This window comes from Sorangium sp. So ce693 (genome assembly GCF_051521375.1).
GTDB classification, from domain to species: domain Bacteria; phylum Myxococcota_A; class Polyangia; order Polyangiales; family Polyangiaceae; genus Sorangium; species Sorangium atrum.
Genome location: NZ_CP150347.1, coordinates 1,070,174 through 1,082,049, shown reverse-complemented (window position 1 = coordinate 1,082,049; position 11,876 = coordinate 1,070,174). Strand labels below are relative to the sequence as shown.

Sequence of the window (11,876 nt, the reverse complement as noted above, 5' to 3'; positions counted from 1 at the left end):
TGATGCCATGCTCGTCCGGCAGGGCGGCTGGCGGCACGCGCGCCCGTGAGGTGCGCTGGATACACGCTTGTGCCGGACGAGGGGCGGAGACGACTCTATAGAAGAAGCGATGGGCAGCGAGGTTGGCTGCCCGAAGAAGAAGCGGTAGGGCAGCGAGGCTGGCTGCCCCAGAGCCGGGCCGGCCACCTCATCGAGCTCTCTTCGCGGGCGCGGGGCAAGCTCGACCACCGGGCTCGCTGCGTCGGCGACATCGATCCGGATGAGGACGTTTCGCCCGCAACTGCCACGCGAGGCGGCCGCGACCGGAGGGGCCATGATGAACCAGGTGACCCTTGCTCCAAGGACGTTGTTCCAGGACCGCTACGAGATCCTCTACTCGCCCTGGGAGACCCCCTACGCCGCGATCTACCACGGGCGGCAGCTCGCGAATGGGCAGCCGGTCGTCCTCGAGGTCATTCGCCTCCTCCCGGAGGGGGCCTCCGGCGACGTCGCGCGCCGCCGCCGCGCGCGCTTTCTGCTGGAGATGCGCCGCTGCGCGCGGCTCCGCCATCCTGGCATCGCCCGGTCCATCGACGCGGGGCAGACGGACGAGGGGCAGCTCTATGCCGTCTTCGAGCGCGCACCCGGGCAGAGCCTGGCCGAGCTGCTATCGGCCCGCGGCGCCCTCGAGCCAGAGGAGGCGCGACGCCTGATGAGGCAGGTCCTCGACGCGCTGAGCTGCGCGCACTGGCAGGGCATCGTCCACGGGGACGTCAGGCCGGTCCACGTGATGATCGCCTCCTCCGGGGCAGAGCGGCGCGCGCTGCTGTTCGGCTTCGGCTTCGCCGCGCTCGCCGCCGGTACACGGGACGAAGGGCACGCCTCGGGCACCGAGTTCGTCGGCTCGCAGTTCTACGCGGCGCCCGAGCAGCGCCGAGGATTTCCGCCGATCGCGCGCTCGGATCTGTACATGTGGGGGCTCGTGTTCCTCGAGTGCCTCACGGGCAGGCGGCTGGGTCGCGGCCTGTCGCCGGACGGGGACGCTCCCCGGCCGGAGCGCGGTGAGCCCGGCCGGATCCCTCGCGCCCTCCTCGATCACCCGCTCGGGTCCCTCTTGCGACGCGCGACGATCGAGGACATCGCCGCGCGGGCCGCCACGGCCGACGGCCTGCTGTCCGAGCTCGACGCCTGCGAGGTGGCCGGGCTCCGCAGGGAGGACCTGACTTTGGACGACACGCCGAGCGGCGAGGAGCTGAAGAGGGAGGAGGCTTCCGGCCGCGCCCTGACCGCGTCGGAACGAGACGGCGCGACTCAGCAGGACGGCCTGGGCACGCCCGGGACCTCCGGCGCGGAGCCCGCGCGCACATACACGCTCGCCGAGGTCCCGGCCAGCCCGACATCCAGCGGGCAAGCGCGCGACACCGTGCCTCTCCGGACCGGTGATGCGGGGACGCCGGTGGAGCCCGTCGCGGACCGCGTGCACCTGAAGGCCGGCGACGCCCTCAAGCACTACGAGATCATCCGCAAGCTGGGCCGGGGCGGCATGTCGATCGTTTACCTGGCCCGCGACACGAAGCTCGGCCGCCTCGTCGCGGTCAAGCTCCTCCTCAGATACACCGGGCAGGGAATCGAGCGCTTCCTCGACGAGGCGCGGGCCACGGCGCGCTGCAGGCACGAGAACATCGTCGTCATCCACGAGGTCGACGAGATCCGCGGATACCCCTACCTCGTGCTCGAGTACATCAAGGGTCGCTCGCTGCGCGAATGGATGGCCCAGCGCGAACGCTCCGCCACGCGGGGATCGCCCTTCGCTCCTACGCCGCCCGGCCCGATGTCGCCCGGCCAAGTGGTCGAGCTCATGATTCCGGTGATTCGCGCGCTGGTCTGCGCGCACGAGCTCGGGATCGTGCACCGCGATCTCAAGCCGGAGAACATCCGCGTTGACGACGCGGGCTGCATCAAGGTGCTCGATTTCGGCCTCGCCAAGCGGATCGACGCGAGCGTGGTCCCCTCGCTCGCGAGCGCGCCGACGGCGCTCGCCGGAGGTGCTGGCCAGCACCGGCAGAGCGCGGTCGTCGGCACACCTGGCTACATGGCGCCCGAGCAATTGCTGGGTATGGACATCGATGCTCGCGCCGACCTCTGGGCGGTGGGCGTCATCCTCTACGAGCTGCTCACGGGCAAGCATCCGCTGCACCCGTTCTCGGTCGCGCGGCTCCCGGCCATCGCGGATCTCGACGTCCCGATGCCCAGCCTGAGCGAGCGGCATCCGGAGATGGGCGCGCTCGGCGCCCTCGTCGACCGCTGCCTGAAGAAGCACAGGGCCAAGCGCATCGGCTCGGCCATGGAGCTCCTCGCCGAGCTCGAGGCGCTCCTGCCAGGCCGAAAGTCGCTCGACCTGGGCGAGGGCGAGAGCCCGTTCGCCGGCCTGTCCGCGTTCCAGGAGGCCGACGCCGCGCGCTTCTTCGGCCGCGACCACGAGATCGCCGCCATGGCGGCGAGGCTGCGCACCCAGCAGCTCCTGGCCGTCGCCGGGCCCTCCGGGGCGGGCAAGTCGTCGTTCGTGCGCGCGGGCGTGATCCCGGCCCTGAAGGCGGCCGGGATCTGCGGCGAGTCGTTCATCCTCCGCCCGGGGCGCCGGCCGCTGTACGCGCTCGCCGATGTGCTCGTGCAGGTCGGCGAGGCGGAGCGCAGGACGAGCGCGACGGCGGGCTCGCCCGGGCTCGAGCTCCCCAACCACGACGGGCTCGTCGCCCTCCTGCGCGACGAGCCGGGTTCTCTGGGCGCCCGGCTGCGCGCGCGCTGCCGCCGTGACGGGCCCGGGCACCGCGTCCTGCTCTTCATCGATCAGTTCGAGGAGCTCTACACGCTCGGCGCCGCCCCCGAGGAGCGGGCGGCGTTCGTCGCGTGTCTGGAGGGCGTGGCCGACGACGCGTCGTCGCCCCTGCGCGTCCTGCTCGCCATCCGCTCGGATTTCCTCGACAGCCTGGCCGAGCACCGCGGCTTCATGCTCGACGTGACCCGCGGGCTCTCGTTCCTGCCTTCCCTCGGGCGCGACGGCCTGCGCGAGGCCTTGACGCGGCCGCTCGAGGCGGTCGGGTATCGCTTCGAGACCGCGGAGATCGTCGAGCACATGCTGGGCACGCTGGAGGGCACGCGGAGCCCCTTGCCGCTCCTGCAGTTCACGGCCGGCAAGCTCTGGGAGGCGCGGGATCGCGGGCGCCGGCTCCTCACGCGGGCCAGCTATGAGCGGCTCGGCGGCGTCGCCGGCGCCCTGTCCGCCCACGCCGACGCGGTGCTCTCGGCGCTGCCGCTGCGCGAGCAGCGGCTGGCTCGCGCGGTGCTATTGCGCCTGGTCACGCCCGAGCGCACGCGCGCGGTGGTGGGAATGCACGAGCTCCACGAGCTCGCGCGGGGCGGCGCCGGAGACGGCGCCGGGTCCGTCGCGCAGGTGATCCAGCACCTGGCCGGCGCGCGGCTCTTGCTCATCGCGGCGGGCGCAGAGGCAGGCGGAGATAGCGGGGGCACGACCGTGGAGCTGATCCACGAGTCCTTGATCGAGAGGTGGCCGAAGCTCGCGCTGTGGCTCGCCGAGAGCGAACAAGACGCGCAGCTCCTGGCCCAGCTGCACGTCGCGGCCCAGCAGTGGGAGGCAAGCGGTGAAGCCGAGGGGCTGCTGTGGCGAGATCGCGCGGCGGAGGACGCCAGGGCGTGGTACGAGCGCCGTCGCGCCGCCCAGGGAGCCGACCTTCGCGTGGCGCTCAGCGAGCGCGAGGAGCGCTACCTGCTGGCCGTCGTGGCCCTCCTCGAGCGCGCGCGGCGCCTGCGCCAGTGGCTCGTCATGGGCGTGATCGCCACGCTCGGCATGGTCGCGTTCCTCGTGTCGTGCCTGGCGATAGACGCTCACCATGAAGCCGCGCGCGCCGACCAGGAGGCGGCCCGCCGGCAGGCCGAAGCGCGGGAAGCGCGCAACGCGACCCGCATGGCGACGGCGCGTGAGCTGCAGGCCGATCCCACGACCGTGCTGGCGATCTTGCGCGAGATCGAGCCGCCCGACGTACCGCGAGGGTGGGCCGTCCTCGCGCGCTGGGCGCTGCACAGACGGCTCGCGCGCGCGGTGCTCAGCCACCCGGACTTGGTCAGCCACGCAGCCTATCGCCGCGACGCCAAGCGCATCGTCACGGCCTGCGCCGACGGGACCGCGCGGGTGTGGAATGCCGACGGCACAGGCGCGCCCGTGGTCCTTCGAGGCCACAAGGATCGGGTCTCTTCGGCGGCGTTCAGCCCCGACGGCAAGCGCATCGTCACCGCGTCCTACGACAAGACCGCTCGCGTGTGGAACGCCGACGGCTCCGGCGAGCCCATGGTCCTGCGCGGTCACCAGGGTCCGGTGACTTCAGCCACGTTCAGCCCCGACGGCAAGCGCATCGTCACCGGCTCCTGGGACAGGACCGCGCGGGTGTGGAGCGCCGACGGCTCCAGCGAGCCCGTGGTCCTTCGCGGTCATGAGGATCGGATCGAGTCTGCGACGTTCAGCCCCGACGGCAAGCGCATCGCCACCGGCTCCTGGGACAGGACCGCTCGGGTGTGGAACGCCGACGGCTCCGGCGAGCCCATACTCCTGCGCGGCCACCAGGATCGGGTCGTCTCGGCCACCTTCAGCCCTGACGGCAAGCGCATCGCCACCGGCTCCTGGGACAGGACCGCCCGGGTGTGGAGCGCCGACGGGTCCGGCGAGCCCGTGGTCCTTCGCGGCCATGAGGATCGGGTCTTTTCGGCGGCGTTCAGCCCTGACGGCAGGCGCATCGTCACCGCGTCCCACGACGAGACCGCTCGCGTGTGGAACGCTGACGGCAAGGGCCAGTCCGTGGCCCTCCGTGGTCACGACGGTGGAGTTAATTCCGCGGCGTTCAGCCCCGGTGGCGAGCGCATCGTCACCGCTTCCTGGGACGGGACCGCTCGCGTGTGGAGCGCCGAGGACGCGAGCGAGCCCATCCCCCTTCGTGGCCACGAGGATCAGGTCTATACATCGGCGTTCAGCCCTGACGGCGAGCGCATCGTCACCGCTTCCTGGGACAGGACCGCGCGCGTGTGGAACGCTGACGGCTCCGGCAAGCCGGTGGTCCTGCGCGGCCACGAGAGTCGGCTCTGCTCCGCGGCGTTCAGCCCCGACGGCAGGCGCGTCGTCACCGCGTCCTACGACAAGACCGCCCGAGTGTGGAACACCGACGGCTCCGGCAAGCCCGTGGTCCTGCGCGGCCACCAGGATGTGGTCTCTTCCGCGGCGTTCAGCCCTGACGGCGAGCGCATCGTCACCGCGTCCTGGGACGGGACCGCGCGCGTGTGGAACGCTGACGGCAGGGGCGAGCCCATCGTTCTTCGGGGTCACGAGGAGCAGGTCGCTTCGGCGGCGTTCAGCCCTGACGGCAAGCGCATCGTCACCGGGTCCTGGGACACGACGGCGCGCGTGTGGAACGCCGACGGCACCGGCGCGCCCATCGTCCTTCGGGGTCACGGAAATCGCGTCCGTCGGGCGGCGTTCAGCCCTGACGGCAAGCGCATCGTCACCGCATCCTACGACAAGACCGCTCGGGTGTGGAATGCCGACGGCACCGGCGCGCCCATCGTCTTTCGCGGTCACGAGCACTGGGTGCAATCGGCGATGTTCAGCCCTGACGGCAAGCGCATCGTCACCGCATCACAGGACACGATGGCGCGGGTGTGGAACGCCGACGGCACAGGCGAACCCCTGGTCCTTCGTGGCTCTGAAGCCGCGATCAATGACGCGAGCTTCAGCCCCGATGGCAAGCGCATCGTCACCGCATCCGACGACAAGGTCGTGCGGGTGTGGACCGATCTGGAGCCGCTCCGCGGCATCGGTGATCCGCGGCTGTGGACCGCGACAGCTTACTGCATGCCCGTCGATCGGAGGACAGCGCTCCTTCGCGTACCCGAAGCCATGGCCCGGGCCGACTTGGAAGCCTGCCTGCGCCGCGTCGAGGAGGCCCGCGGGGCGGCCCGGGAGCAGCCTTGAGCAGAAAGAAGGGAGAGGACGGGAGAATGGGTAGTTCAGGGGGCAAGGAGCTCCGCATCGTCCTCGGCCGAGGCGAGCGGGTGGACCGGAGGGGGCCATGATGAACCAGGTGACCCTCGCTCCAAGGACGTTGTTCCAGGGCCGCTACGAGATCCTCTCCCCGCCCTGGGAGACACCCCACGCCGCGATCTACCACGGGCGGCAGATCGCGGGTGGGCGGCCCGTCGTCCTCGAGGTCGTACGCATCCTCCCGGAGGGGGTCTCCGGGGGCATCGCGCGACGCCGCCGCGCGGGCTTCCTGCGGGAGATGGGCCGCTGCGCGCGGCTCCGCCATCCCAGCATCGTCCGGCTCATCGACGCGGGACAGACGGACGAGGGGCTGCTCTATACCGTGTTCGAGCGCGCGCCCGGGCAGAGCCTGGCCGAGCTGCTGTCGGTCCGCGGCGCGCTCGAGCCGCAGGAGGCGCGACGCCTGATGAGGCAGGTCCTCGACGCGCTGGCCTGCGCGCACCGGCAGGGCATCGTCCACGGGGACGTCCGGCCGGCCCACGTGATGGTCGTGCCCTCGGGGGCAGAGCGGAGCGCGCTGCTGTTCGGCTTCGGCTTTGCCGCGGTCGCCGCCGGAGCGCCCGGCGAAGAGGACGGAGCGCGCGCCTCCGGCACCGAGCTCATCGGCGCGCAGGCCTACGCGGCGCCCGAGCAGCGCCGGGGGTTCGCGCCGATAGCGCGCTCGGACCTGTACGCGTGGGGGCTCGTGTTCCTCGAGTGCCTCACGGGCAGGCGGGCAGCTCGCGGAATGTCTCCGGATGGGGACGCTCTCACGCCGGAAGGCGGCGAGCCCGGCCGGATCCCGCGGGCGCTCCTCGATCACCCGCTCGGGGCCATCTTGCGACGGGCGACGATCGAGGATGTCGCGGCGCGGGCCGGCACGGCGGACGATCTGCTGCGCGAGCTCGACGCCTGCGAGGTGGCCGGGCTCCGCCGGGAGGACCTGATCCTGGACGCCGCGCCGAGCGGGGCCGGGGCGAGGCGAGAGGAGGCCGCCGGCTGCGCCCTGACCGCCTCGGGACGGGACGCGGCGATCCACCCTGACGACCTGGGCGCGCTCGGGACCTCCAGTGAGGAGCCCGCGCGCACGCTCGCCGAGGTCCCGGCCAGCCTGACATCCAGCGGGCAAGCGCGCGACGCCGTGCCTCTCCGGACCGGCGATGCGGGGGCGCCGGCCGAGCCCATCGCGGGCCGCATGCACCTGAAGGCCGGCGACGTCCTCAAGCACTACGAGATCATTCGCAAGCTGGGCCGGGGCGGCATGGGGGTCGTGTACCTGGCCCGCGACACGAAGCTCGGCCGCCTGGTCGCGATCAAGCTCCTCCGCCGTTACACAGGGCACAGGATCGAGCGCTTCCTGGACGAGGCGCGGGCCACCGCGCGCTGCAGGCACGAGAACATCGTCGTCATCCACGAGGTCGACGAGATCCTTGGATGTCCCTACCTCGTGCTCGAGTACATCCCGGGTCGCACGCTCCGCGAATGGATGGCCCAGCGCGAGCGCCCCGGCGCGCCCGGGTCGCCCGCCGCCGCGCCGCCCGGGCCGATGTCGCCCCGCCAGGCGGTCGAGCTCGTGGTCCCGGTGGTTCGCGCGCTGCTCTGCGCGCACGAGCACGGGATCGTGCACCGCGATCTCAAGCCGGAGAACATCCGCCTGGATGACGCCGGATGCATCAAGGTGCTCGATTTCGGCATCGCCAAGCAGATCGACGCGGGCGCGGCCCCGACGATCACGGGCGCGCGGGCGGCGCTCACCGGAGACGCTGTCCAGCACCGGAAGAGCGCGGTCGTGGGCACGCCTCACTACATGTCGCCCGAGCAATTGCAGGGCAGCGACGTGGATTGTCGCACCGACCTCTGGGCCGTGGGCATCCTGCTCTACGAGCTGCTCACGGGGGAGCACCCGCTGCACCCGTTCTCGTACGCGCGCCTCTCGGCCATCGTCGACGTCGATGTCCCCATGCCCAGCCTGGGCGAGAGGCGCCCGGACGTGGGCGCGCTCGGCGCCCTCGTGGACCGCTGCCTGAAGAAGCGCAAGGCCGAGCGCATCGGCTCGGCCAGGGAGCTCCTCGCCGAGCTCGAGGCGCTCCTGCCCGGCCGGAGGGCGCTCCAGCTGGGCGAGGACGAGAGCCCGTTCGCCGGCCTGTCCGCCTTCCAGGAGGCGGACGCCGCGCGCTTCTTCGGCCGCGATCGGGACATCGCCGCCATGACGACGCGGGTGCGGAGCCAGCAGCTCCTCGTCATCGCCGGACCCTCCGGGGCGGGCAAGTCGTCGTTCGTGCGCGCGGGCGTGATCCCCGCCTTGAAGGGAGCCGAAGGCCACTGGGAGGCGTTCGTCCTGCGGCCGGGGCGCCGTCCGCTGTCCGCGCTCGCCGATGTGCTCGTGCAGGTCGCCGAGGCGGAGTCCACGCCTGGGGCGACGGCGGGGAGCGGGGCAGCGAAGGGCGCTCCCGAGCTCCCCGATCATGACGCGCTGGTCGCCACCTTGCGCACCCAGCCAGGTGCCCTGGGCGCCCGGCTGCGCGCGCGCTGTCGCCATGAAGGGAGGAGGCGCCGTATCCTGCTCTTCGTCGACCAGCTCGAGGAGCTCTATACGCTCGGAGCCCCCTCCGAGGAGCTGGCGGCGTTCGTCGCCTGCCTGGAGGGCGCGGCCGACGACGCGTCGTCGCCCCTGCGCGTCCTGCTCGCCGTCCGCTCGGACTTCCTCGAGCGCGTGGCCGAGGACCGCAATTTCATGACCGACGTGATCCACGGGCTCTGGTTCCTGCGGCCCATGGGGCGCGATGGCCTGCGCGAGGCCCTCACGCGGCCGCTCGAGGCGGCCGGGGTTCGCTTCGAGACCGCCGAGATGATCGAGCACATGCTGGGCACGCTGGAGGGCACGCGGAGCCCGCTCCCGCTCTTGCAGTTCACGGCCGCGAAGCTGTGGGAGGCGCGGGATCGCGCGCGGCGGCTGCTCACGCGGGACAGCTATGCACGCCTCGGCGGCGTCGCCGGCGCGCTGTCCGCCCACGCGGACGCGGTGCTCTCGTCGCTGCCGTCGCGCGAGCAGCGGCTGGCCCGGGCGGTGCTCCTGCGCCTGGTCACGCCCGAGCGCACGCGCGCGGTGGTGAGCCTGGAGGAGCTCCGCGAGGCAGCGCAGGAAGGCGATGGCGCTGCCGGCGACGCGATCGCGCAGGTGGTCCAGCGCCTGGCGGGCGCGCGGCTCCTGCACATCGAGGCTGGCAGCGACGAGGCCGGAGGAGCGCGCGACCGCACGACGGTGGAGCTGGTCCACGAATCCTTGATTGACAGGTGGCCGAAGCTCGGCCAGTGGCTCGCCGAGAGCGAGCAAGACGCGCAGTTCCTGGCCCGGCTGCGCGCCGCGGCCCAGCAGTGGAAGGCGAGCGGTGAGGCCGAGGGGCTGCTCTGGCGCGACCGCGCGGCGGAGGACGCGAGGGCGTGGCACGAGCGCCGTCGCGCCGACCGGGGAGCCGACTGGCACGTCGGGCTCGGCAAGCGCGAGGAGCAATACCTGCTGGCCGTCGTGGGCCTGGTCGAGCACGCGCGGCGTCTGCGCCGGCGGCTCGCCGTCGGCACGGCCGTCTCGCTGAGCGCGATCGCGGTCATCGTGTCGTTCCTGGCGATCCGTGCCAATCAGCAGGCCACGCGCGCCAATCAGCAGGCCATGCGCGCGGACCAGGAGGCGGCTCGCGCGCAGGTCGAAGCCCGGGAGGCGCGCAACGCGACCCGCATGGCCACGGCCCGCGAGCTGCAAACCGATGCCACGACCGTGCTCGCGATCCTGCGCGAGGTCGAGCCGCCGAATGTGCCGCGAGGGTGGGACTTCCTGGAGTGGTCGGCGCTGCACGGCGGGGTCGCTCGCGCGGTGCTCAGCCATCCCGACTGGGTCATGGACGCGCGCTACAGCCCCGACGGCGAGCGCATCGTCACGGCCTGCTCCGATGGATCCGCGCGCGTGTGGAACGCCGATGGCACGGGCGAGCCCATCGTCCTTCGTGGTCACGACGATCGGGTCGCTTCGGCCGCGTTCAGCCCCGACGGCAAGCGCGTCGTCACCGCGTCGCACGACGGGACCGCGCGCGTGCGGAACGCCGATGGCACGGGCACGCCCGTGGTCCTCCGGGGGCACGACGATCGGGTCACTTCGGCCGCGTTCAGCCCCGACGGCGAGCGCGTCGTCACCGCGTCGCACGACGGGACCGCGCGCGTGTGGAACGCCGATGGCACGGGCACGCCCGTGGTCCTCCGGGGTCACCACGATCGGCTCAGTTCGGCGGCGTTCAGCCCCGACGGCAAGCGCGTCGTCACCGCGTCCTGGGACAAGACCGCGCGCGTGTGGAACGCTGACGGCACGGGCGCACCCGTGATCCTCCGAGGTCACGACGACCGGCTCACTTCTGCGGCGTTCAGCCCCGATGGCAAGCGCGTCGTCACCGCGTCCTGGGACCAGACGGCGTGGGTGCAAAACGCCGACGGCACCGGCGCGCCCCTGGTCCTCCGGGGTCACGACGAGGTGATCTATTCGGCCGCGTTCAGCCCCGATGGCAAGCGCATCGTCACCGCGTCCTGGGACAAGACCGCGCGCGTGTGGAACGCTGACGGCACCGGCGCGCCCATGGTCCTCCGGGGTCATGAGGACGGTATCGGTTCCGCGGCGTTCGGCCCCGACGGCAAGCGCATCGTCACCGCGTCCTGGGACAAGACCACACGCGTGTGGAACGCCGATGGCACCGGCGCGCCCATCCTCCTTCGGGGGCACGGGAAGGGGGTGCTGGGGGCGGCGTTCAGCCCTGACGGCAGGCGCATCGCGTCGGCGTCGTACGACAAGACCGCGCGCGTGTGGAACGCCGACGGCACAGGCACGCCCGTGGTCCTGCGCGGTCACCAGAGCGAGGTCTACTCGGCCGCATTCAGCCCCGACGGCAAGCGCATCGTCACCGCGTCCTGGGACAAGACCGCGCGCGTGTGGAACGCCGACGGCACAGGCACGCCCGTGGTCCTGCGCGGTCACCAGAGCGAGATCTACTCGGCCGCGTTCAGCCCCGACGGCAAGCGCATCGTCACCGCGTCCTGGGACAAGACCGCGCGCGTGTGGAACGCTGACGGCACAGGCGCGCCCATCATCCTTCGGGGCCACGAGGATCGGGTCGAAGCGGCGGCGTTCAGCCCCGACGGCAAGCGCATCGTCACCGCGTCCTGGGACAAGACCGCGCGCGTGTGGAACGCTGACGGCACAGCCGCGCCCATCATCCTTCGGGGCCATGAAGGCCGGATCCGTTCGGCGGTGTTCAGTCCCGACGGCAAGCGCATCGTCACCGCGTCCTATGACAAGACCGCGCGGGTATGGAATGCCGATGGCACGGGCGAGCCCCTGGTGCTTCGTGGCCACGACCACTGGGCCATAGGGGCAGCGTTCAGCCCCGACGGGAGACGCATCGTCACTGGGTCCCAGGACAAGACAGCGCGGGTGTGGAACGCCGACGGTTCGGGCGAGCCACTGGTCCTGCGCGTCTCCGACTCTCCGGTCAACGCCGTGGCCTTCAGTCCGGATGGCAAGCGGATCGTCACCGCGTCCGACGACAAGCTCGTGCGGGTGTGGACCAACCTCGAGCCGCTCCGCGGTGTCGACGACCCGAAGCTGTGGACCGCGACCACCTACTGCATACCCGTCGAGCGGAGGATAGAGCTCCTTCGCGTGCCCGAGCCCATGGCCCGAGCGAACCGGGACGCCTGCCTGCGCCGCGTGGAGGAGGCTCGCGCCGCTACCCCGGAGACCCGACCATAACCGGCTGTCCGTCCGAGCGACTCAGCC

At 72.2% G+C, this 11,876-nt stretch carries 2 protein-coding genes; both read left to right on the top strand.

Going from position 1 to position 11,876, the window contains the following annotated elements; genetic code table 11:
- Positions 1-313 precede the first annotated feature (313 nt).
- Complete coding sequence (locus WMF14_RS04085; RefSeq protein ID WP_437798869.1) at positions 314-6,013, top strand: nSTAND1 domain-containing NTPase; 5,700 nt, start codon at positions 314-316, stop codon at positions 6,011-6,013.
- A gap of 97 nt (positions 6,014-6,110) precedes the next feature.
- The gene (locus tag WMF14_RS04080; RefSeq protein ID WP_437798868.1) at positions 6,111-11,849 is read left to right on the top strand and encodes an nSTAND1 domain-containing NTPase; all 5,739 of its coding nucleotides are present in this window, start codon (positions 6,111-6,113) and stop codon (positions 11,847-11,849) included.
- Positions 11,850-11,876: the final 27 nt, after the last annotated feature.